General features: G+C 69.7%; 21 protein-coding genes. 14 read left to right on the top strand and 7 right to left on the bottom strand.

The features are described from left to right. From KF892_00820 to KF892_00795, 6 genes are all read left to right on the top strand, one after another. Positions 1 to 792 carry an enoyl-CoA hydratase/isomerase family protein gene (locus tag KF892_00820; protein ID MBX3623525.1) on the top strand — a complete coding sequence of 264 codons (792 nt, stop codon included), beginning with the start codon at positions 1 to 3 and terminating at the stop codon, positions 790 to 792. Positions 793 to 908: 116 nt separating this feature from the next. Then, entirely contained in the window at positions 909 to 1,721 is an 813-nt protein-coding gene (locus KF892_00815) for an SDR family oxidoreductase (GenBank protein MBX3623524.1), read from the top strand. 8 nt (positions 1,722 to 1,729) lie between these two features. Then, entirely contained in the window at positions 1,730 to 2,689 is a 960-nt protein-coding gene (locus KF892_00810) for a nitronate monooxygenase (protein MBX3623523.1), read from the top strand. Positions 2,690 to 2,712: 23 nt separating this feature from the next. Beyond that, on the top strand, positions 2,713 to 4,254 hold the full coding sequence (locus tag KF892_00805) for an AMP-binding protein (protein ID MBX3623522.1): 1,542 nt from the start codon (positions 2,713 to 2,715) through the stop codon (positions 4,252 to 4,254). A 19-nt stretch (positions 4,255 to 4,273) separates the two neighbouring features. Beyond that, the gene (locus KF892_00800; protein ID MBX3623521.1) at positions 4,274 to 5,743 is read left to right on the top strand and encodes an aldehyde dehydrogenase; all 1,470 of its coding nucleotides are present in this window, start codon (positions 4,274 to 4,276) and stop codon (positions 5,741 to 5,743) included. A 233-nt stretch (positions 5,744 to 5,976) separates the two neighbouring features. Further along, positions 5,977 to 7,095, top strand: coding sequence for an ABC transporter substrate-binding protein (locus tag KF892_00795; protein MBX3623520.1), 1,119 nt, complete (start codon positions 5,977 to 5,979; stop codon positions 7,093 to 7,095). Positions 7,096 to 7,170: 75 nt separating this feature from the next. Here the strand turns inward: KF892_00795 and KF892_00790 are convergent, their stop codons facing one another. Both KF892_00790 and KF892_00785 read right to left on the bottom strand, forming a co-directional pair. Continuing rightward, entirely contained in the window at positions 7,171 to 8,076 is a 906-nt protein-coding gene (locus KF892_00790; protein MBX3623519.1) for a PA2778 family cysteine peptidase, read from the bottom strand. Between the two features lie 6 nt (positions 8,077 to 8,082). After that, on the bottom strand, positions 8,083 to 8,472 hold the full coding sequence (locus tag KF892_00785; GenBank protein ID MBX3623518.1) for a PA2779 family protein: 390 nt from the start codon (positions 8,470 to 8,472) through the stop codon (positions 8,083 to 8,085). A 63-nt stretch (positions 8,473 to 8,535) separates the two neighbouring features. Between KF892_00785 and KF892_00780 the strand changes: the two genes are divergently transcribed. From KF892_00780 to KF892_00760, 5 genes are all read left to right on the top strand, one after another. After that, positions 8,536 to 9,786: a multidrug effflux MFS transporter gene (locus tag KF892_00780; GenBank protein ID MBX3623517.1), complete on the top strand. Its 1,251-nt coding sequence runs from the start codon at positions 8,536 to 8,538 to the stop codon at positions 9,784 to 9,786. Next, positions 9,783 to 10,721 (top strand): tRNA (adenosine(37)-N6)-dimethylallyltransferase MiaA, encoded by a 939-nt coding sequence (gene miaA, locus KF892_00775; GenBank protein ID MBX3623516.1) that lies wholly within the window; start codon positions 9,783 to 9,785, stop codon positions 10,719 to 10,721. The genes KF892_00780 and miaA overlap by 4 nt, the downstream gene beginning before the upstream one ends. Next, the gene (locus KF892_00770) at positions 10,714 to 11,367 is read left to right on the top strand and encodes an ABC transporter ATP-binding protein (GenBank protein MBX3623515.1); all 654 of its coding nucleotides are present in this window, start codon (positions 10,714 to 10,716) and stop codon (positions 11,365 to 11,367) included. The genes miaA and KF892_00770 overlap by 8 nt, the downstream gene beginning before the upstream one ends. 83 nt (positions 11,368 to 11,450) lie before the next feature. Continuing rightward, a complete protein-coding gene (locus tag KF892_00765; protein MBX3623514.1) occupies positions 11,451 to 12,221 on the top strand; it encodes an FprA family A-type flavoprotein in 771 nt (256 codons plus the stop codon). A gap of 52 nt (positions 12,222 to 12,273) precedes the next feature. Continuing rightward, positions 12,274 to 14,754 carry an ABC transporter permease gene (locus KF892_00760; GenBank protein MBX3623513.1) on the top strand — a complete coding sequence of 827 codons (2,481 nt, stop codon included), beginning with the start codon at positions 12,274 to 12,276 and terminating at the stop codon, positions 14,752 to 14,754. Here the strand turns inward: KF892_00760 and KF892_00755 are convergent. The 4 genes from KF892_00755 to KF892_00740 are packed head-to-tail and all read right to left on the bottom strand — an operon-like array spanning position 14,716 to position 18,778. Beyond that, positions 14,716 to 15,705, bottom strand: a complete 990-nt coding sequence (locus KF892_00755) for an FAD:protein FMN transferase (GenBank protein ID MBX3623512.1) — start codon at positions 15,703 to 15,705, stop codon at positions 14,716 to 14,718. The genes KF892_00760 and KF892_00755 overlap by 39 nt on opposite strands. Beyond that, on the bottom strand, positions 15,686 to 17,890 hold the full coding sequence (locus KF892_00750) for a PepSY domain-containing protein (GenBank protein ID MBX3623511.1): 2,205 nt from the start codon (positions 17,888 to 17,890) through the stop codon (positions 15,686 to 15,688). The genes KF892_00755 and KF892_00750 overlap by 20 nt, the downstream gene beginning before the upstream one ends. 10 nt (positions 17,891 to 17,900) lie before the next feature. Then, entirely contained in the window at positions 17,901 to 18,377 is a 477-nt protein-coding gene (locus tag KF892_00745; GenBank protein MBX3623510.1) for a DUF2271 domain-containing protein, read from the bottom strand. A 32-nt stretch (positions 18,378 to 18,409) separates the two neighbouring features. After that, complete coding sequence (locus tag KF892_00740) at positions 18,410 to 18,778, bottom strand: PepSY domain-containing protein (GenBank protein MBX3623509.1); 369 nt, start codon at positions 18,776 to 18,778, stop codon at positions 18,410 to 18,412. 124 nt (positions 18,779 to 18,902) lie between these two features. Between KF892_00740 and KF892_00735 the strand changes: the two genes are divergently transcribed. Both KF892_00735 and KF892_00730 read left to right on the top strand, forming a co-directional pair. Then, on the top strand, positions 18,903 to 19,592 hold the full coding sequence (locus KF892_00735; protein MBX3623508.1) for a VIT family protein: 690 nt from the start codon (positions 18,903 to 18,905) through the stop codon (positions 19,590 to 19,592). A gap of 134 nt (positions 19,593 to 19,726) precedes the next feature. Then, on the top strand, positions 19,727 to 20,557 hold the full coding sequence (locus KF892_00730) for a methyltransferase (protein ID MBX3623507.1): 831 nt from the start codon (positions 19,727 to 19,729) through the stop codon (positions 20,555 to 20,557). Between the two features lie 164 nt (positions 20,558 to 20,721). Here the strand turns inward: KF892_00730 and KF892_00725 are convergent, their stop codons facing one another. Then, a complete protein-coding gene (locus tag KF892_00725) occupies positions 20,722 to 21,873 on the bottom strand; it encodes an MFS transporter (protein ID MBX3623506.1) in 1,152 nt (383 codons plus the stop codon). 139 nt (positions 21,874 to 22,012) lie between these two features. On the opposite strand from KF892_00725, the gene KF892_00720 reads away from it, so the two are divergent. Further along, positions 22,013 to 22,915 carry a LysR family transcriptional regulator gene (locus KF892_00720; protein ID MBX3623505.1) on the top strand — a complete coding sequence of 301 codons (903 nt, stop codon included), beginning with the start codon at positions 22,013 to 22,015 and terminating at the stop codon, positions 22,913 to 22,915. Positions 22,916 to 22,926: the final 11 nt, after the last annotated feature.

Raw genomic sequence — 22,926 nt, 5'->3', positions numbered from 1 at the left:
ATGCCATTTGAGACCCTGCTGTACGAGGTGAAGGACGGCGTGGCCGTGATCCGCCTCAACCGCCCCGAGCGCATGAACACGCTCGGCGGCACGATGAAGCCCGACCTGCAGGCGGCCATCCTCGACCTCGCGCGAAACGACGACAGCGTGCGCAGCGTGATCCTCACCGGCGTGGGCGACCGCGCCTTCTGCGCGGGGGCCGACATCAAGGAGCGCGCCGCCACCCAGACGCACCCCGCCGACTACTACGTGAAGCAGAAGGCCACGCACCAGCTCTTTCGCAACATCGAGGAGTTCGAGAAGCCCATCATCGCGGCCATCAACGGCGTGGCGCTCGGCGGCGGGCTGGAGCTCGCGCTGTGCGCCGACATCCGCATCGCCTCCAGCACCGCCCGCTTCGGCCTGCCGGAAGGAAAGATCGGCGTCATCCCCGCCGCCGGCGGCACGCAGCGCCTGCCGCGCGTGGTGGGCGTGGGCATCGCCAAGGAGCTGATCTTCACCAGCGAGATCATCGATGCGCAGCGTGCGCACGAGATCCGCCTCGTCAACCACGTGGTCGCGCCCGAGAAACTGATGGACGCCGCCTTCGAGATGGCCGCCAAGATCGCGCGCAACGCGCCACTCGCGCTGCGCTTCGCCAAGCAGTCGATCAACCTCGGCATCGAGGTCGGCATCGAGGCGGGCCTCGAATTCGAACGCTATGCCGCGACGATGGTGGTCGACAGCGAAGACCGCAAGGAAGGGATGAAGTCCTTCGTCGAGAAACGCGCCCCGGTCTTCAAGGGCCGCTGACGTCACTCACCCCACACCACCGTTCGGGCTGAGCTTGTCGAAGCCAGCGAGTGGCTCGCAGGTCCTTCGACAAGCTCAGGGCGAGCGGCATTTTTTTGCACAAGGAGAGTCATTCCATGGATCTGCATCTCAAGGGCAAGGTCGCCCTCGTCACCGGCGGTGGCCAGGGCGTGGGCCGGCGCATCTGCCTCGACCTCGCCACAGAAGGCGCGCACGTGCTGGTGAACGACCTCTTCGCCGAGCGCGCGAATGCCGTGGCGCAGGAGATCAACGACGCCGGCGGCCAGGCCCGCGCGGCCGTCGCCGACATCACCGACGAAGCGGCCGTCGACAGGATGATCGCCGACGGCACCGCCGCCTTCGGCACCATCGACATCCTCGTCAACAACGCCGGCATCATTCCCGAGCGGCGCGAGAAAGGCGGCATCCCGCCGAAGTTCCTGCAGACCGATTCGATCGGCTGGAAAAAGATCGTCGACCTCAACGTCTACGGCATGCTGTATTGCTGCAAGGCGGTGCTGCCCGGCATGGTGGAAAAGCGCGGCGGCAAGATCGTCTCGATCATGTCCGAGGCGGGGCGTGTCGGTGAGGCCAACCTCGCGGTGTACTCCGGCGCCAAGGCCGCGATCCTCGGCTTCTCGAAGGCCATCGCGCAAGAGCACGGCAAGGACTGCATCAACGTCAACGTGATCGCGCTCGGCGCCGTCTCGCACGAAGGCATCAAGGACGGCGCGCTTGCCCCAAGCTCCACGCCCGAGAACAACGAGCGCCTGGCCAAGATGCTCAAGGCCTACCCGATCTCGCGCGGCCTCAACCGGCTCTGCAAGCCGGAAGACGTGTCGGGCATGGTCGCCTTCCTCGCGTCCGACCGCGCCGCGTTCATCACCGGGCAGAGCATCGGGGTGAGCGGCGGGTTCACGATGCTGTGAGCCAAGGCTTGTTCAAGACTCGCCTCACCGAGCTCTTCGGCATCACGCACCCCATCCTCGCGGGTGGGCTGATGTGGCTGTCAGACGCGCGCTACGTCGCCGGCATCGTGAACGCCGGTGGCATGGGCTTCATCACGCCGCGCTCGTTCGACACGCTCGATGCGTTTCGCGATCAACTGAAGCTCTGCCGTGAACTCACGCAAGGCCAGCCCTTCGGCGTGAACCTCACGCTCTCGTCGCGCAACGCCCAGAACGAGGCCGTGCCGCGCCACATCGAGATCGCGCTCGAAGAAGGCGTGCGCCATTTCGAGACCGTGGCGGCGAACCCCGAGCCGCTCTTCCAGGCCATCCACGACGGCGGCGGCATCGTGGTGCACAAGGCCTCGCGCATCCGCTACGCGCAAAAGGCCGAAGCGCTCGGCGCCGATGCGGTGTGCCTCGTCGGCATGGAAGCGGGCGGCCACCCGGGCATGAACGAGCTGCCAGCCTTCGTGATGGGTGCCTACGCCGTGGATCGGATCACGATCCCGCTCGTCATCGGCGGCGGCATCGGCAGCGGCCGGCAGATCCTGGCCGCGCTCGCGCTCGGCGCCGACGGCGTGGTGATGGGCACACGCTTCCTCACCTGCCACGAGGTCTGGGCGCACGAGAACTACAAGAACCACCTGATCGGCTGCGACGAAGACGCGTCGACCACCGCCCTGCGCACGCTCAAGGACACCTGGCGCGTGCTCGCCAACGACAACGCGCGCATCGTGCAGCAGATGGAAGCCGACGGCGCGCGCAGCCACCCCGAGTTCGGCGACCGCATCAAGGGCACCACCACCCGCGACCTCTGCTACCGCGGCGGCGACGTGCAGCAGGGCATGGTGTCGATGGGCCCCTCGATCGGTTTCGCGACGAAGCGCGAGTCCATCGCCGACACCGTGCACGCACTGATGGCCGACGCCGCCGCCCACCTCACCTGATTGAAGACGCTGGAGAACATCGCTTGAACCCCGACCACCAACTGCTGATCTGCGGCGAGCGCCGCATGAGCGGGAGCACCTTGCGCCTGAATGCCGCTCGCGCGGCCGCGGGCTTCGCGGCCCTCGGGGTGGGCCAGGGCGACGCCGTGGCGGTGATGATGCGCAACGACCTGGCCTACATGGAGGCCATGCTCGCGGTGAACCGCCTGGGCGCCTACCTCGTGGCGGTGAACTGGCATTTCCAGGCCGACGAGGCCGGCTTCCTGCTCGCCGACAGCGGCGCCAAGGTGCTGGTGATCCATGACGACCTGTTGGCGCAGGTGGCGGCGGTGGTGCCACCGCAGGTGACGGTGATCGCGGTGGAAACCCCACCCGAGATCGCCTGCGCCTATGGCTTGGCCGGCAGCGAACCCACGCTCCCCAACGGCGTGCTGCGCTGGGCCGCGTGGCGCAGCGGCTTCGAGCCCTGGCGTGCCGCGCCCGTGCCCACGCTCGGCACGCTGCTCTACACCTCGGGCACCACCGGCCGCCCCAAGGGCGTGATGCGCCTGCCCGGCACCCCGGCCCAGCACGCCGGGCAACTGCGCGTGCGGGCCCTCGTCAACCGTGCACGCGAAGGCATGCGCACGGCCGTCGTCGGCCCGCTGTACCACGCCGGGCCCAATGCGGGCGCGCGCCTCGCGCTGGAGATGGCCGACGTGATCGTGGTCATGCCGCGCTTCGACGCCGAGCTGCTGCTGCAGGCCATCGAGCACTACAAGCTCACGCACCTGTCGCTCGTGCCGGTGATGCTGGTGCGCCTGCTCAAGCTGAGCCCGGCCGTGCGCGCGAAGTACGACGTGTCGACGCTCGAGAACGCCACCCACGGCGGCTCGCCCTGCCCGCCCGAGGTGCGCCGCGCCATGATCGACTGGTGGGGCCCCATCCTCACCGAGACCTACGGCTCCACCGAGGCCGGGCTCGTCACGCTCGGCACGAGCGAAGCGTGGTTGCGCTTCCCGGGCACCGTGGGCAAGCCGGTCGAGGGCTTCTCGCTGCGCATCCTCGATGGGGAGGGCCGCATCCTGCCCACGGGTGAGGTCGGCGAGATCTACGTGAACCCCGGCGACAACGCCCTGCCCTTCACCTACAAGAACGACCCGCAGCTTCGCCAGAGCATCGAGCGCGACGGCCACATCACCAACGGCGACATGGGCTACCTCAACGCCGAGGGCTACCTCTTCATCACCGACCGCAAGCGAGACATGGTGATCTCGGGCGGCGTGAACATCTACCCCGCCGAGATCGAGCACGTGCTGCTCGCCAACCCCGAGGTGCTCGACGTGGCGGTGTTCGGCATCCCCGATGCCGAGTACGGCGAGGCGCTGGCCGCCGCGGTGGTGCCGGCCCCCGGTCGTTCGCCCACGCCGGAGAGCATCCGCGCCTGGGTGCGCGAGCGCCTCGCCGGCTACAAGGTGCCCAAGGTGGTCGACTTCCACGCCGCGCTGCCGCGCGAAGGCATGGGCAAGCTCTTCAAGAACCAACTGCGCGCGCCGTACTGGGCGAACGCGGGGCGAACGATCTGAACCCTACCCCAGGACGACCATGATCCCCGACAACATTCTTCGCACCGCGCCCTACCCGATGCTGATCGACGGCAAGGAGGTGGCCTCGCAGTCCGAGCGCACCTTCGACACCTTCAACCCCAGCCTCAGCCAGAAGCTCGCCAGCGCCTACGAGGCCGACGAGGCGGATGTGGACCGCGCGGTGAAGGCTGCGCAGCGTGCGTATGACAACGTGTGGAGCAAGACCTCGGCGCGCGACCGCGCCAAGCTGCTGCGCAAGCTCGCCGCCACCTTCGCGAAACGCATGGAGCAGGTCTCGTGGCTGGAGACGCTCAACGTCGGCCGGCCCATCACCTTCACGCGGCAGTCGATGGCGGTGCTGCCCGACACCATCGACTATTTCGCGAGCGTGGCGATGGGCCTGGGCGGGCAGACGCTCAACGTGGCCGACACCTCGCTGATGAACTTCACGCTGCGCGAGCCCTTCGGCGTGGTGGGCATGATCCTGCCGTGGAACTACCCGCTCACGCTCACGCTGAGCAAGCTCGCGCCGGCGCTGGCCGCGGGCAACACGGTCGTCATCAAGCCGAGCGAGATCACGCCGCTGTCGTCGGTGGAGCTGGGCCTTGCGATCCTCGAAGCCGGCTTCCCCGAAGGCGTGGTCAACATCGTCAACGGGCCCGGCCGCACGGTGGGCAACGCGCTCGTCGCACACCCGCTGGTCGAGCGCATCTCGTTCACCGGCGGCACGGTCACGGGCAAATCGATCTTCCGCGCCGCGGCCGACCGCATCAAACGCCTCACGCTCGAACTCGGCGGCAAGTCGCCACTGATCGTGTTCGCCGATGCCGACATCGACAAGGCCGTGAAGCTCGCGGCGAGCGACATCATGCTCAACACCGGGCAGATCTGCGTGGCCTGCACGCGCCTCTTGCTCGACGAGGCCATCGCCGACGAGTTCACCGCCAAGCTGCGTGCCGCCTGCGCCAAGCTCAAGGTCGGCCTGCCCGAACTCGACGACACGCACATGGGCCCGCTCGTGAGCCCGGCGCAGTTGAAGCGCGTGCAGGGCTACCTGGAAGGCGCGAAAGAAGCCGGTGCCACGCTCGACGTGGTGCAAGACCTCAGTGGCCGGAAGGAACTCGCCCAAGGCTGCTTCATCGCGCCCACGCTCGTGCTCAATGCGCACAACGGCATGCAGATCGCGCAGGAGGAAGTCTTCGGCCCGGTGCAGACCGTCATCCGCTTCAAGACGGAAGAGGAGGCGGTGCGCATCGCCAACGACAGCCGCTACGGCCTGGCCGGCGTGGTCTACACCCGCGACTCGGCGCGTGCGCTGCGCGTGGCGAAGGCGCTCAAGATCGGCAACATCTCGATCAACAGCGGCATGAAGGCCTCGGCTGACGCACCCTTCGGCGGCCTCAAGGAATCGGGCCTCGGGAAGGAGCGCGGCATGGACGCCATCCTCGAGAACACCGAGCTCAAGAACGTGAAGATCTCGTTGCGCTGATCGCCCGCGGGCAGCGGCTGGATTCAAGGAATTGCACGGTGATTCACTGAGTTCGTAACGCCGCGTAACTTCATTTCCAGGGCAAACCCGGACCTCGATTCGTGCAATTTCCCCCTTAAACAAGGGGGTCCACCCCCTTGCCGTGGCAAAAGCCGTGCAACAAGCAGACACGCCGTAACACCCCGATCGGGCGGCTAATGCGCACCTGTCGCAAGACCACAGGGGTGCTTCAAATGAATCGCAGAAATCTGATCGTTGGGGGTGTGGCGGGCGCGTTGGGCGCCGGGTTTGCGGGCCGCGTGCTGGCGCAGACCAACGTCATCAAGTTCGGCCAGTCGGCCGCCATGACGGGCGTGGGCTCCGAACACGCGCGAGACGTGCGCGCCGGCATCGTGGCCGCGTTCGAAGCAGCCTCCAAGACGGGCGGCACGCGCTTCGAGCTGATCACGCTCGACGACGCCGGCTCGCCCGAGCGCTGCGTGCAGAACGTGGGCACCCTGCTCGGCTCCAACGTCGCCGCACTGGTGGGCCTCACCAGCGGCGCCGGCACCGAAGCCGCCATCAGCGCCATCGAGCAGCAGCAGATGGCCCTCGTGGGCCCGGCCAGCGGCACGATGGGCCTGCGCAACGAGAAGGTGCATTCGGCCTTCCACGTGCGTGCCGGCCACGACCTCGAATTCAAGCGCATGGTGACCTACGCCCATGAGCGCGCCCTGCTGCGCGTGGGCCTGGTGCACCAGGTCGGCATCACGCCGGCCAACCTGGGTGCGATGACGGGCGCGCTCGCCAACGCCGGCATCGCGCCGCGCGAGGTGATCGCCGTCGACCAGAACCCGGCCTCGTTCCAGGCCGCCGCCACCAAGCTCGCCGGCGCCAGCCTCGACTGCGTGCTCTTCGTGACCAACGCCGCCCCGGTGGCCGCGATCATCGACCAGATGCACGCGGCCCGGTACAAGGGCCTCTTCTACGCCTCGTCGATGGCGGGGCAGGACCTGATCGAGACCCTCACCTCGCGCGGCCAGAGCGCCATCCTGAGCGTGGTGGTGCCACGCCCGTCGGCGATGGGCCTGCAGGTGGTGAGCCGCTGCCAGCAAGACCTCGCCGCGATCAAGAGCGACGAGCGCGTGAACGTGGCCACGCTCGAGGGCTACATCAGCGGCCGCATCGCCGTCGAGGCCACGCGCAACGCCATGCGCGGTGCCGGCGCCAACAAGCGCGGCATCAAAGACGCGCTGTCGAACCTGCGCGCCGACCTGGGCGGCTACACCGTGCAGTTCACGCCGGGCAGCACGCAGGGCTCGAAGTATGTCGAGCTGGTCGCGCTCGACCGCTACGGCCGCATGGTGGGCTGATCGGGCCCTTCGACAGGCTCAGGGCGAACGGTGCGGGTCCCAGGATCCGTTCGGGCTGAGCCTGTCGAAGCCCTTTCACCGCGCAAGCCACTCCCGAGCCTGCCGTTCCCACCGCGGGTCACGCAGCGCGCGTTGCGCAGCGGCGAGGGCCTCGTCGCGTTTCCCTTCTGCTTGCAAGAGCCGCGCGAGGTTGAGCCACGCAGCGCCGCTGCCGTGCTGCTCGCCGGCGCGGCGGAACACCGCTTTCGACCGCGCCGTGTCACCCACCGCATGTGCACTCGTGCCCAGGCCGATGGCCAGCGGCAGGCTGTCGGGCCAGCGCGCGAGGCCGCTCTCGTAGACCTTCAACGCTTGCGCTGCTGACGCGCTGCGCTCGAAACCTACAGCGGCTTCCACCGCCGCATCCACCGTTGCCGTGGCAGGCCAACGGCCCGGCAAGGTGACAACGAAGGCCCAGTGCCCCGCGCGCGCCCAGGTGTGCTCGAAGGTGCGCAGGGCGATGCGGTCGCGCTCGGTGGTGCCCGATCGCATCAGCAGCTCGCGCTGGTCGAGGTCGTAGCCCACCACCACCGCGTAGTGCCAGCGGGGCGCGATGGCCAGGCCCAGGTTGAGCAGCACGACCACCACGTCACCGGCCGCCACCTCGCGCAGCGCCGCTTCCACCGTGCCCGGAATGCGCACCGCCACCGCGCCATGCCGTCGCGCCCCGGCGAGCATCTCGGCCTGCAGGCTGCCGCCGCGTGCGGGCAGGAACACCTCGCCGCCCAGCACCTCGGGCGATGCCACGATGCCCGTCGCCCCGAGGGCCGTGGCCAGCGCGGCCGGGCCGCAATGCAGTTCGGTCTGCGGAAAGAACGGTGTGCGCGACAGCTCCGCGCGTGTCGGCAAGCCCGCAGGCGCCTCGGCGAGCCAGGCCTCGGCCTGCACCGCACACCCGGCCAGCGGCGCGAGCGTCAGCGCAAGGCAGGCGCGCCGGCGCACGTCAGCTCAACGGGCCGGGCGCAGGAACGGGAAGATGCGCGTGAAGCCGAGGATGTCGGAGAACACCAGGATCACGAACACGAGGATGAGCGTGCCGATCAGTTCGCCCGACGCCCCCGCGGGCGCCGCGTCGATCTCGGCGAGCAGCTGCGCCGCTTCGTCGTCGCTCAGCGCCGCGACCCGCGCACGCGCCTGCTCGACGGTCACGCCACGTTCGGCCAGCGCGGCGGCCACGTCGCTGCGTTCGAGCACCGCACGCAGACGCCCTTGTGCCTCACCCTGGGCCGCGCGCTGCACCACCTGTTCGGCGGTGATCAGCTCGACGGCCTGCGCGCTGTGCACGGCGCCGAAGCTCAGCGCAACGCAGAGGGCCACAAGGCGGCGGGATTTCGTCAGCATCGGTACAGCTCCGGCAATCGAACGGGAGCGGCATCGTATCAAGGCTGCTACCCTCTCGCGATGATCCCGACCCCGGCCGCCCCCGCGGCCCACCGTGTGGCGATGAGCCCAGCCACGGTGGTGCTTTTGCTGACCCTCCTGATGGGCATCCAGCCCGTCACCACCGACCTCTACCTCCCGGCCCTGCCCGCGCTCACGCGCGACCTCGGCGCCACCATCGCCTCGGCGCAGCTCACGCTGTCGGCGCTGATCATCTGCTTCGGCTTCGGCCAGCTGGTGTGCGGCCCGCTGGCCGACCGCTTCGGCCGCCGGCCGGTGCTGCTGGCAGGCCTCTCGCTGTACACGATCGCGAGCGTGCTCAGCGCCGCGGCCCCGGCCATCGGCTGGCTGGTGCTGTGGCGTGCGCTGCAAGGCGCGGCGATGGCAGCCGCCGTGACCTGCGGGCGTTCGATCATCCGCGACCTCTATGCACCGCACGACGGGGCGCGCGTGATGTCGCGCGCGCTCACCGGCCTCGGCACCATCGCGATGGCGAGCCCGCTGCTCGGCGGCGTGCTGGTCGAGTACATCAACTGGCATGCGGCACTCACCGTGCTCGCGGTCTTCGGCGCGGTCGCGCTCGGCCTCGTGGTCTGGCGCTTCGAAGAGACGGTGCCGGTGCGCAACCCGAGCGCCACGCAGATCGCCCCGATGCTGCGCAACTGGCGCAGCGTCGCCTCGCACCCGACCTTCCTCGCCTGGGCCGCGCTCTCGGCGCTCACCTACGGCGGGCTCTTCGTCACGCTCGCCGGCTCGTCGTTCGTGTTCATCGAGGTGCTGGGCAGCTCCCGCGCGGGCTACGGCGCCTTCCTGCTGTCGAGCTCGATCGCCTACACCGCCGGCACCTTCTTGTGCCGGCGCCTGCTGCTCTCGCGCGGCCTGCGTGGCGCGGTGGCTGTGGGCGGCGCGCTGTCGCTCGCGGGCGGCGTGAGCATGGCGGCGTTGAGCTTGCTCGGCGTGCACAACGTGTGGGCCATCGCGGTGCCGCAGTGGCTCTACGCGCTGGGCCACGGCATCCACCAGCCCTGCGGGCAGGCGGGCGCGGTGGGCCCCTTCCCCGAGAAGGCGGGCACGGCCGCGTCCCTCTCGGGCTTCGGCATGTCAATCAGCGCCTTCCTCGTGGGCCTGTGGCTCGGCAAGCACCTCGACGGCACCGTCTACCCGATGACGCTCGGCGTGGGCTTCTTCGGCGTGGGCATCGCGCTCGTGGCGTGGACGCTGGTGCAGCGCCACGGCGAGCCTCACCGCGCCTCCACGGCATCACCCGCATGAGCACCGATCACCACTACCTTTGCCTCGCCGGCCCCACCGCCTCGGGCAAGACCGCCTCGGCGCTGGCCATCGCCGACGTGCTGCCGGTCGAGATCGTGAGCGTCGACTCGGCGCTCGTCTACCGCGGCATGGACATCGGCACCGCCAAGCCCAGCCCCGACGAGCTGGCCCGCGCGCCGCACCACCTCATCGACATCATCGATCCGGCCGAGGCCTACTCGGCCGCGCGCTTCGTGCTTGACGCGCAGCGCCTCATCGCCGAGATCCGCGCACGCGGCAAACTGCCGCTGCTGGTGGGCGGCACGATGCTGTACTACAAGGCGCTGTTCGAAGGGCTCGACGCCATGCCCGCCGCCGACCGCGGCGTGCGTGCCGCGCTCTACGAGCAGCTGGAGCGCGAAGGCCTGCATGCGCTCTACCGCGAGCTGCAGCGGGTCGACCCGATCACCGCCGCGCGCCTCAAGCCCGCCGACCAGCAGCGCATCACGCGCGCGCTCGAGGTCTACCGCGTGAGCGGCGAGCCGATGTCGTCGTTCCACAGCGAGAAGAAGGTGCTGGCGCACGCCCCGCTCATTTCGCTGGAGCCGACCGACCGCGCCTGGCTGCACGAGCGCATCGCGCAGCGTTTCCACGCCATGCTCGAACACGGGTTGGTGGAAGAGGTGCAGGCCCTGCGCGAGCGCGGCGACCTGCACGCCGACCTGCCCTCGATGCGCTGCGTGGGCTACCGCCAGACTTGGGAAGCGCTCGACGCCGACGACCTTTACGACCTGCCCGAGCGCGGCATCGCCGCCACGCGGCAGCTGGCCAAGCGCCAGATCACCTGGCTGCGCAGCATGCCCCAGCGGCAGGTGGTGGCCTGCGAAGCGCCCGATGCGGTGCAGCAGGTGGTGGCGCTCGCCCAGCAGCACGTGCAGGCGATGGGCCATGCCTGACCTGCTGCAGATCCGCTCGCTCGCCAAGCGCTATGGCGAGAGCACCGTCTTCAGCAACGTGAGCCTCACGCTGGCCGAAGGCGAGTTCGTCGCGATCCTCGGCGAGTCGGGCGTGGGCAAGTCGACGCTGCTCAACTGCATCGCCGGCCTCGACACCGTCGACGACGGCAGCGTGCTCATCGCCGGCACCGACATCACCCACCTCACCGAAGCGCAGCAGGCCATCCTGCGGCGCACGCAGCTCGGCTTCGTGTTCCAGGCCTTCCACGTGCTGCCCCACCTGAGCGTGGCCGACAACGTGGGCCTGCCGCTGCTGCTGCAAGGCCGGCCCGACGCCGCGCGCGTGCGCGCGCTGCTCGACGCGGTGGGCCTCGGCGCACTCGGCGAGCGACTGCCGCGCACGCTCTCGGGCGGGCAGCTGCAGCGCGTGGCGCTGGCGCGTGCGCTGGTGCATGGGCCGAAGCTCATCCTCGCCGACGAGCCCACCGGCAACCTCGACCCCGAGACCGCCGAGAAGATGATGGCGCTGCTCGCCGCGCAGGTGCGCGAGCAGGGTGCGGCGTGCGTGCTGGTCACGCACTCGCTGCACGCCGCCGAGCACGCCGACCGTGTGCTCACACTGCGACAGAACGGCATCGCGCCGTGATTCGTTGCAGGGTGTGACCGCCACCGCGCCGGCTTGACGGCGCGCAAGGGGTGGCGCGGCGCGAATCCCTAAGCTGCGGCCCCATGCCCATCGAGCTCTACAACCACGACGGCCACCAGTGCCTGATGTTCACCGACCTCTGCCAGGAAGGCACCGAGGTCGTGCAGTCCAACCAGTTCCTGATCATCGACGGCGACACCGGCGCGATCATCGACCCGGGCGGCAACCTCGCCTACGGCGAGCTGTACCTCGCGATGACGCGGCACTTCGCGCCGCAGCGGCTCTCGGCCATCTTCGCCTCGCACGCCGACCCCGACATCATTGCCTCGCTTGACCGCTGGATGACCGCCACGCCCAAGGCCAAGATCTACATCTCGCGCGTGTGGGAGCGCTTCATTCCGCACTTCTGCAAGTCGGGCAAGACCGACGGCCGCATCGTCGGCATTCCCGACCCGGGCATGCGCGTGCCGGTGGGGCGCAGCGAGCTCGTGGCGCTGCCGGCGCACTTCCTGCACTCCGAGGGCAACTTCCAGTTCTACGACCCGGTGAGCCGCATCCTTTTCTCGGGCGACCTCGGCGCCTCGATGGGCACTGGCGCGCAGGCGCAGGAGTTCGTCACGCGGCTGGCCGGCCACGTGCCGCGCATGGAAGGCTTCCACCGCCGCTACATGGTGTCGAACAAGGTCATGCGCCACTGGGCACAGATGGTGCGCGGGCTCGACATCCACATGATCGTGCCGCAGCACGGCTCGCCGATGAAAGGCCCGGCCGTGCGCGAGTTCATCGAGTGGGCCGAGCGGCTCGAATGCGGCATCGACCTGCTGGGCGAGAAGGACTACCGCGTGCCCGCCTGATCGGCCCGCGCCGCCAGACCACAATCGGGCGGTGACCTCCACCGCCTTCGCCCTGCTGCGCCACGTCTCGTGGCCCGCGTGGCGCCACCAGCCCCTGCGCACGCTCACCGCCCTGCTCGCCATCGTGCTGGGTGTGGCGCTGGCGTTTTCGGTGCAACTCATCAACCAGTCGGCGCTCGCCGAGTTTGGCGCCGCGGTGCGCTCGGTCAACGGTCAGCCCGACTTCGAGCTGCGCGCCCAGCGCGACGGCTTCGACGAAGCGCTTTACGAGCGCGTGGCGCGGCACCCGCAGGTGCGTGTGGCCAGCCCCGTGATCGAGCTCGACGGGCAGGCGCAGGCCGCCTCGGGCGAGCGCGTTTCGCTGAAGCTGCTCGGGCTCGATGCCCTCTCCGCCGCCCCCGTCGCGCCCACGCTGATGCCGCGTGTGAACGACGAGGCCGAGCGGCTCGCCCTGCTCTCGCCCGACGCCGTGTTCCTGAACGACGCCGCCCGGCAGCGCCTGGGCAACGGCCCGCTGCAACTCAAGACGCCCGACGGCTGGGCCAGCGTGAAGGTGCAAGGCCGCATCGCCGCCGGCGGCCCGCCGCTCGCGGTGATGGACATCGCCGCCGTGCAGACGCGCTTCGGCTGGCTCGGCCGCCTGAGCCGGCTCGACGTGCGCCTGCAGCCCGGCGCCGACCGCGCCGCCGTGCTGCGCTCACTCGCGCTGCCCGAGGGCCTGCGCGCCGCCTCGCCCGACGAATCGGCCGAACGCGCGTCGAACATGTCGCGCGCCTACCGCGTGAACCTCACGGTGCTGGCGCTGGTGGCGCTCTTCACCGGCGCGTTCCTGGTGTTCTCGATCCTCTCGCTCTCGGTCGCGCAGCGGCAGCCGCAGTTTGCGCTGCTCGGCGTGCTGGGCCTCTCGGCCGGCGAGCGGCTGCGGCTCGTGCTTTTCGAGGCGCTGCTGCTCGGCATCGTCGGCAGCGCCATCGGCCTCTTGCTGGGCACCGGCCTCGCGGCGCTGGCGCTGCGCCTGCTGGCGGGGGATCTCGGTGGCGGGTACTTCCCCGGCGTCGCCCCGCGGCTGCAGCTGAGCGTCTGGGCGGCCGCGCTGTACGGCACGCTGGGCGTGGCGGCGGCGGTGGTCGGCGCGTGGGTGCCGGCCCGCGCCGCGCAGCAGATGGCACCGGCGCAGGCCTTGAAGGGGCTCAGCAGCGCGCACGGCCCGGCGGGCTTCGTGTGGTTCGGCCCCGCGATGCTGCTGGCCGCGGGCGTGCTCGCGCTGCTGCCACCCGTGGCCGAGCTGCCACTCCCCGCCTACGCCGCAGTGGCCTGCCTGCTGCTCGGTGGCATTGCCTGCGTGCCGGCCGGCGTGGGGCTGCTGCTGAAGGCACTGCCGCCGCCGCGCCAGGCGCTCGCGCTGCTGGCCGTCGAGCGGGCCCGGCACGAGCGGCACACCGCCACCATCGCGGTGGCCGGCGTGGTGGCAAGCCTGAGCCTTTCGGTGGCACTGACGGTGATGGTCACGAGCTTCCGCGATTCGATGGTCGACTGGCTCGACCAGGTGCTGCCCGCCGACCTCTACGTGCGCGTGCCCTCGGGCGACAGCGCGGGCCTGCCGCCAACCCTGGTGGAGCAGGCACCGCGACTGCCCGGCGTGCGCCGCGTGATCACGCAGCGCGCGGCCACCGTGCAGCTCGCCGCCGAGCGCCCGCCCGTCGCCCTGATGGCCCGCGACATCACCGACGCCGCGCAGTCGCTGCCCCTCGTCGGACCGCTGGTGCCGCTGCCGCCCGGCGCCACCGCCGCCTACGTGAGCGAAGGCATGGCGCGGCTGTACGACCTGCGGCCGGGCCAACGCACCACCCTGCCACTGCCCGATGGAAAACGCATCGAGGTGCTCGTGCGCGGGGTGTGGCGCGACTACGCCCACCAGCACGGCGCGGTCATCCTGCACGCCGACGACTACCGGCGCCTGAGCGGCGACACGCGCATCACCGACCTCGCGCTCGGCCTGCAGCCCGGCACCGACCTCACGGCGCTTCAGCAATCGCTGCGGGCCTTGGCGGGTGCTGACGCCGAGTCCCTGCAGTTCGCCACGGCCGGCGAGCTGCGCGCGGTGTCGCTGCGCATCTTCGACCGCAGCTTCGCCGTCACCTACTGGCTGCAGGCGGTCGCCATCGGCATCGGGCTCTTCGGCATCGCGGCGAGCTTCTCGGCGCAGGTGCTCGCACGCCGCAAGGAGTTCGGCCTGCTTGCGCACCTGGGCTTCACACGCCGCCAGGTGCTCGCAGTCGTCGCCGCCGAAGGCGCGGTGTGGACCTGCGCCGGCGCCCTGCTCGGCCTCGTGCTCGGCCTTGCCGTGAGCGTGGTGCTGGTGAAGGTGGTCAACCCGCAGAGCTTCCACTGGACGATGGAGATGGCGCTGCCCGGCGGGCGGCTGGCGCTGCTGTGCGCGGCGGTGGTGGTGGCCGGCACCGTCACGGCCTGGCTGGCGGCGCGCAGTGCGGCGTCACGGCAGATGGCGTTGGCGGTCAAGGAAGACTGGTGAATCGGCCATCCCGAAGCGCCCCAAGCCCAGCTCGGTCAGGCCGTCGGCGTGGCGCAGCAGGAAGAGCACGTCCAACTTCAGGCGCTGCGCCAGCGCCGGGCCTTGGGCGGGCCCCGCCACCAGCAGCGCCGTGGCCCACGCGTCGGCCTGCATGCAGGTCGGGGCCAGCACGGTGACCGAGGCCACGGCGTTGTTGACAGGTGCGCCACGCTGCGGGTCCATCGTGTGCGCGAGGCGCGTGCCGCCCACTTCGACGTAGTGGCGGTAGTCGCCCGAGGTGGCCACCGCGAGGTCTTCCAGTTCGAGGACCCCGTGCACGGCTCGGCGCCCGGCCTCCGGGCGCTCAAGCCCCACGGCCCAGGGCGTGCCATCGGCCTGGCCGCCCACCGCACGCAACTCGCCGTCGAGCGCGGCCAGCGCATGCCGCACGCCATGCTGCTGGAGCACCTGGGCCATGCGGTCCACCGCGTAGCCCTTGGCGATGCCACACAGGTCGACCTGCAGCGCCGCATGCTTGCGCGCGCGGCCTGCGGGCCGGTCCAGCTCCAGGGCTTCATGCGCGGCCCGCGGCGCGGCGTCGCGCGCGGCACGGATCGCCTGCGCATCGGGCGCGTCGCGCGCAGGGCCGAAGCCCCAGGCATCGACCAGCGCGCCCACGCAGGGGTTGAAGGCGCCGGCGCTCAGGCGGTGCACCTCGAGCGCGGCGTCGAGCACTTCCATGATTCCTGCGGGCAGGTCGACCCAGGTGTCGAGCGGGGCACGGTTAAGGCGCACGAGATCGCTCGTCTCTTTCCACGGCGACATCTGCTCGTCCACCCGTTGCACGGCGGCGGCCAGGTCGCGCTGCAACGCGGCCAAGTCGAGACCGGGCTCAGCGTCGACGGTGGCCGACCAGCGCGTGCCCATCGTGGGGCCGTGCAGCGTGGTGCGCTCAGAAGACGTCTTCGGCATAACGCTCCTGGGCCTTCAGCATCGACACGCTGACGCGCAACGGCGCCAGCAGCTCGTCGAGCGCCTCGGCCACACCATTCGCCATCGCGCGGCTGCCGCATACGCGCACGAGCGCGCCTTGCGCCACGAGGCTGCGCACACGCTCGGCGTCACGGCGCAAGGCGTTCTGCACGTAGCCGCCGCCGTCGGGCACGCGCGAGAAGACCGTGTGCAAGGTGGTGAGGCGGCCCTCGCCCAGCCAGTGCTGCACCTCGGGGCCGAAGTAGAAATCGCGCGCCGGGTCGCGCCCCCCGAAGTAGAGGTGCATGGGCTGGCGCCGGTCGTTGCGGCGGATGAAGCCGGCCAGCGGCGCCACGCCCGTGCCGGCGCCGATCAGCAGCACGGGCTTGCGGCTCTGCGGCAGGGCGAAGCCGGGGTTGGGTCGGATGAAGGCGGTGATGGTCTCACCCGTCTTCAGGCCGAGCAGGTGGTTGGAGCACAGGCCGCCCGGCATCTGGCGCACGCAGATTTCGAGGAAGCCGTCTTGTGCGCCCGACGCGAGCGAGTAGTAGCGCGGCACGGCCGACCCTGGGGGCACGATGCCCACGAGATCGCCGGCCGCAAACCGGGCCAGCCCGTGTCGCGTGCCGAGGGTGCCGTCGGGCCACGCAAAGCGCAGGATCGACGCCGGCTGCCCGATGGCGCCGGCGTAGTCCTGCCGGGCCGTGAGCGTGAGCGTCGCAGTGCGCGGCAGGCGCGGCACGTGTTCGAGCACCAGCGGTTCGCCCAGCGCCTGCGCGAGCGCATCGCCCCAGCGCGCGAACTGCTGGCTCGACTGCTGGTGGATGCATTCGAGTGGCAGCAGCGCGGGCCAGCCGCGCTGGCGCAGCAGATGGTCCACCGCCACGGCGAAAGCGCAGAAGGTGGGGTACTGGCGGTCTCCGAAGCCGAGCACCGTCACCGGCGCGGCGCCAGCGTCGAGCCGGGCGATGGTGTCGAGCGCGTGGCTCGCGTGCGCCGGAGCCTGCCCGTCGCCATAGGTCGCCGCGAGCACGAACACATGCCGCGTGGCGGCCGTGGTGCGGAAGTCCTCCAGCGCGCCGGTGTGGACGCGGTGGCCGCTCTTGCTCAGCGCGTCGTGCAGCGTCTGAGCAAAGCCCCAGGTGCTGCCGCCCTCGCTCGCCACGAAGATGAGCACGTCGGCCTGCGCCAGCACAGCATTGCCGGTGATGCGCGGCGCCTGGCCACGCGCCTGCCACCAGATGACGACGCCCGACAGCCAGAAGAGCAGCACGCTCGCACCGGTGACCCCGAGCACCACCGCCCACGGCCAGGCCGTTTCGCCGGTGTGCAGCAGCCTGGCCCAGTCGTAGACGCGCTGCGCGAGGGTCGCGTCCTGCCAGGCCAGCATCTGGCCCGAGTAGCGGTCGATCCAACCCTGGCCCTGCGTGGTGGCGATCTTCCAGGTGTCTTCGGGGTCGGTGGCGCTGGGCAGGGTGAGCTTGCGCAGGTCACCCACCACCCGGCCTTGCAGCGCGGCCAACTGCGGCCCGGGGAGCACGGCAGCCGGCGGGTCAGTCACCACCGAGAGCACCTCGGGCTCGACGCGTGCGTCCAGCTCCACCAGGCCGAGGGTCGAGGCGCTCATCGTGAGCGCCGCGATCGACGTGAGGCCCAGCACCACGAGCAGCACGCGCCCCGCCACCACGTGGATGCGCTGCGCGAGCGTGCCCCGCACCCGGCCCGCGAGCCGCCGCCACCCACCCATGCGGCGCAGCAGGAGCACCAGCGCCGACACGCACAGCACCGCCATCACCAGCGCGGTGATGGCCGCACCCCAGCGCCCGGTGTCGCCCAGGAGCAGCGAGCGGTGCAGGTTCTTGACCCAGCGCGGCAGCGTCGAGGCCTGCCACGCCCCGAGCACCCGCCCATCGGCAGGGTCGACGTAGGAGGCCTGCGGCTGGTCGCCCGCGAAGCTGTACACCACGATGGCGCCCGAGGGCAGGCGGCGGATCTCTTCCGCACCCGCCACCGTGGCCGTCACACGCGCCACCAGGGTGGCCACCGGCAGGTCGCGCGGGGCCGCCGGGGCCTGCCAGGCCTGCTGGACCGGGTCGACCGCCAGCACGGCGCCGGTGATGCCCAGCACGACCGCCAGCGTGCCGAGCGTCAGGCCCAGCCAGCGGTGGATCGCCTTCCAGCCCATGCGTGCGCGGCTACTGAAGCTGGAAGGTGGCCGACTGGATGTACTGCTTGCCCGCCTGCGGCTTGCCGGCGTTGGCCTTGGTCAGCGGCACACGAACCTCCGACGGGCTGTCGCGCATGTCTTCTGCCGCCGCATCGATGCGGATCTCGTAGCCCGCATCGATCAAGGCATCGGCCAGATCGGCCGTGACCTGGAGCGAGCGCCCGGCGCCGACACTCGCGCCAGTGACGCCGTTGAGGCGCTTGGCGTCGCCGGCCGAGAGGCGGCTCCAGTCGGACAGGTGCTTGTGGTACTTGGCCTTGCCGCCCGCCACCCACAGCGTGCGCACGTAGGCGCCTTTCGCATCGGTGAGGTACACGGCCAGGTAGGCACCGTTGCCCCCGTAGTTCTTGAGCTGGGTGCTCAGCGTGAAGGGGCGGCTCTGTGCCGCGGCGGGCAAGGCCATCGCGCAGGCGGCGGCCAGGGCGGTCAGGAGGGGTTTGGACATGAGGGTGCTCCTAGGGCGTGGTGATCGTTCGGTCAACGGCGTGGCGGCACATCCGGCGCCGAGGCGGGTGAGCTTGCGGGGGTGCGATCACGATGGCGTGCTCGCTCGCGCTCGCGCTCGTGATCACCCGATTTCATCTTCAGCACCTTCAGGGTCTCGGGGTCGAGCTTGGCCTTGAAGGCGCGCCCCTCGGCATCGGTGGCGCGGATCTCGTAGCAGCCGTCGTCGATCTTCAGCCGCTGGATCTGCCAGCCCTTCGCCTCGGCCATCTGCCGCACGGCGTCGCGCGACTGCCAACGGCTCAGCGGCGCATCGCAGTCGTCACCCGCCCACGCGGGGAGCATCGCCGCACCCAGTGACAGAACCACGACGCCGTGGCGCCAAGTGCTTGGGTATCGCATGGGAGGGCTCCTTCGAGACGCTGCCTTTCTGTTGGATGTCATTGTGGAACTCACCACCTGCATGCAAACTGAACGGCGCGTTCATCCTTTGTTCACGATCAAAAGAGCAAGACCTCGACATCACATGCGACACAGCGAAAGACACAGAACGCACCGCACGGGCTGGCTGCGGGCCGCCGTCCTCGGCGCCAACGACGGCATCGTCTCGACGGCCAGCCTCATCCTCGGCGTGGCGGCCACGGGCGCCGGCACCCGGGCCATCCTCGTGGCGGGGGTGGCGAGCCTCGTGGCCGGAGCGATGTCGATGGCGGCGGGGGAGTACGTCTCGGTGAGCTCGCAGGCCGACACCGAGAGCGCCGACCTCGCCCGAGAACGGTCCGAGCTGGCCGCAGACCCGAAGCAGGAACACGCCGAGCTCACCGCCATCTACCGCCAGCGCGGCCTGAGCGAAGCCTTGGCGTCGAGCGTGGCCACCGAGCTGATGGCACACGACGCGCTGGGAGCGCATGCGCGTGACGAACTCGGCATCTCCGAGACGCTCGCAGCCAAGCCGGTGCAGGCGGCGTTGGCCTCGGCGGCCACGTTCGCGGCCGGTGCGGCGCTGCCGCTGCTGGTGGTGCTCCTGCTGCCGGTCTCCGTGCTGATGTGGGGCGTCGCGATCAGTTCACTCGTCTTCCTGGCGGCACTCGGCGCCATCGCGGCGCGTGCCGGAGGCTCCGGCGTGCTCTTGTCCGCGGGGCGTGTGACGTTCTGGGGGGCGCTGGCGATGGCCCTGACGGCGGGCGTCGGCGCGCTCTTCGGGGTGGCGGCCTAAGGCGCCTGGCTAGTCGAGAGCGCCGGCATGGATTGACATTCGTCAGGCGCATCCCGACGGGTGCAAATGTCGTTTGAGCGAAAAAACTTCCGACGCTCAAATCTCCTTCGTCCAAGGAGAACCTGCCCATGCAAATGCCAGCAAGCGGTGACGTCGAAGCGTGCCTGAGTTTTGTGGTGCCGGCGTATGGCGAGCGCCCGTTCAGCTACGTGTCTGAGCCACCTCCTGGCGTTCCGTGGGAAGGCGCCTCCTACGAGCAGCATCGCGTGCAAATTTCAGATGCGCGCACCACTCGGCCGTCAATCGACCGGGAGGGGTTCGAGCTGCTGCCATCGCACAGCGGCATCGATGATTTCACGGACGAGGCCGCGGTGCGTGAAGTGCATTACCCGGAAATCGCCGAGCTGGTGCTAGGAGCTACTGGCGCGGAGCAGGCGTTCGTCTTCGACCACCTGCTGCGCCGGCGAGAAGCCGCCCGAGGGCCGCTTGGTTTCGGGCGAAAGGACGGCCGTGGTGTGGCTTCAGCTAACGGGCGGGTTCACAACGACTACACCGAATCCTCAGGAAGACGAAGACTCGGGCTCGTGCTGGGCGATGCGCTTCCCGCCGCCCAAGGCCGGCGACACGCGATCGTGAATGTGTGGCGGTCCATCGGGGGGCCGGTGGTCGACACGCCCCTCGCGCTTTGCGACGCGCGCACGGTCGCCACAGCGGACCTGGTCCACAGCGAAGTACGGTATCCACATCGCACCGGTGAGATCTATCAAGGCCGCTTTTCGCAAGCGCATCGTTGGTCGTATTTCTCGCGCATGGATCGCGATGAAGCGCTCGTCTTCAAGCAGTACGACTCGCAAACGCAAGGCGTCTCGCGGTTCGTGCTCCATGCCGCGTTCGACCATCCCGGCATGCCAGAGGGCGCCCCTCCGCGGGAGAGCATCGAGGCACGCTGCCTGGTTCTCTATTGAGGCAGTGGCCGCGGCGCGGCAATGCATGCGGATTCACCCGCAGAGCCTCAGCGCCAGGTAGAGGCCGGCCGACAACGCAGCATCACGCCAGAGCACGACTCCCCCGCCAGCCGCACCGGCCAACAGCAACCCGCCAAGGACGGCGCCCACCAAGGTGCGTGCCTTCACGAGGATGCGGGTGACACCCGCCTCGGTGCGAGATCCTGGATCGGGAAGTGCAACGCCGCGGCAAGCAAGCCCAGTCCCATTGAAAGCAGCCAGACCAGGTCGTAGGACCTCGTGGACTCGAAGACGAAACCGCCAAGCCAACTGCCCAGAAATGCGCCGAGTTGATGGCCGAGGAACACGAACCCAAACAGTGTGCTGAGGTAGCGGACACCGAAGAGTTGCGACACCAGGCCATTCGTCAGGGGCACGGTTCCCAGCCACAGCAGCCCCATCACGATGGCGAACGCATATACCGAGAGCGCGCTGAGCGGCGCCAGCACAAACACGGCCATCGCTGCCGTGCGGAGCAGATAGACCCACGCCAGCAGGTATTTGCGCCTGAACCTTGCGCCCAGCACGCCGCATGCATACGTGCCCGCCACGTTGGCCAGGGCGACAAGCGCCAGCGCGGTCACGGCGCTCGAAGCCGGCAAGCCGCGGTCCAGGAGATAGGCTGGCAGGTGGTTCGCGATGAATGCCAGCTGAAAGCCACATGCCAGAAAGCCGAGGTTCAGCAGCCAGAAGGATGGCAGCGCAAACGCTTCAGCGATGGCCTGGCGCATGCCACCCGCTTGCACCGCCTCACCGTACACCGCCTGGTCGCGCAACTGCCGGGCCAATGGCAGGGCGATTGCCAAGGCCGCGGCGAGAACTGCAAATGCCGCGCTCCATCCGTAGGCCTCGATCAACGCTTGTGCGGCTGGCACCAGGATGAACTGTCCCAACCCCCCGATGGCCCCCGCCACGCCAAGGGCCCATGCCCTGCGGTCCGGCGCCACCAGCCTGCTAAGCGCGCCATAGATCGCACCGAACGCGGTACCCGACAACGCAAGCCCCATCAGACAGCCGGCACCGACCATGAAAAGCACAGGTGTGGTCGCAGTCGCCATGACCAGCAGGCCGAGCGCGCCGCAGATCAGCCCCGCGACGATGACGCGCGCGCTGCCGTAGCGATCGGCCACCATCCCGACAAAGGGCTGGGTGAGGCCCCAAGTCAGGTTTTGCAACGCGAGTGCCATCGAGAAGGTTTCTCGCGTCCAGCCATGCGAGAGCGTGACCGGGACCATGAACAGCCCCAGAACATGGCGCACGCCAAGTGCCAGGCCCATGATGAGCCCCCCAGAAGCTGCGAGAGTCCAAACGGAAGAGCGAGGCGCATTGTTCATGTGGTTCATCCTTCGACGCATTGGAGAGCCGCTTCGGATCTGCTTCAATCGACCTTTCGGTACCACGACATGAGTTGCACGAATGTCACTTCCCTTGGTTCAGTTGCCACCGCTCGATCTGATCAGAGGTTTCGTCGCGGTCGGGCGACGCATGAGCATCACGCTCGCAGCCCACGATCTGTGCGTCACTCAATCGGCGGTGAGCCGCCAGGTTCATGCGTTGGAGGCACACCTTGGCGTGCGCTTGCTGGTCCGGGCCTATCGCGCCGTCACCTTCACGCCTGAAGGCGAGCACCTGTTCCGCCTTGCCGATGTCGCCGTGCAACAGCTGCAAGACGTGACGGCCGGTTTGAAAGCTCAAGGCAAGTCGCGGCCCGTCACCGTCACGGCCAGCATCGGCATCACCGCGCTGTGGCTCCTGCCTCGTTTGAGCCGACTCCAGAAGGCCCATCCGGGGCTGGACGTGCGAATCGCGGCAAGCGACAAGGTTTCCGACATCCACAAGGAAGGTGTCGATCTGGCCATTCGCTACACCGCTGCCGCGCATGCGCCCAAGGGCGCCATCCAGCTGTTTGGCGAGTCGATCGCCCCTGTCGCGCACCCGTCGCTTGCGTCAACCCCATGGCGCGGGCCCAAAGACCTGCGCTCGAAGGTTCTGCTGGAGTTCGACTCGCCGCGTCACCCTTGGCTGCAATGGGCCGGGTGGCTCGAGGCTCGTGGCTGGGCTGCCGCCAAGCCTGGAGGGATGGTCCACTTCAATCAATATGACCACACGATCCAGGCAGCGCTGGCAGGCCAAGGCGTGGCGCTGGGTCGGCTTGAACTGATTCAGCCATTGCTGGCCTCTGGACAGCTGGTGGTCGTCGACGAAAACCCGCCCTGCGCGTCCAACTATGGCTTTTGGCTGATCCGGGCCGACGCGCATCCTCGCCGTGAGGTCGAGAAGATGCAGCAATGGATCGTGGCGGAATCGACACCGGGGTGACATGCCCCGTG

Source organism: Rhizobacter sp. (genome assembly GCA_019635355.1).
Lineage (GTDB): Bacteria > Pseudomonadota > Gammaproteobacteria > Burkholderiales > Burkholderiaceae_C > Rhizobacter.
The sequence above is the reverse complement of the archived record's forward strand: the minus strand, read 5'-3'. Positions and strand labels throughout refer to the sequence as shown.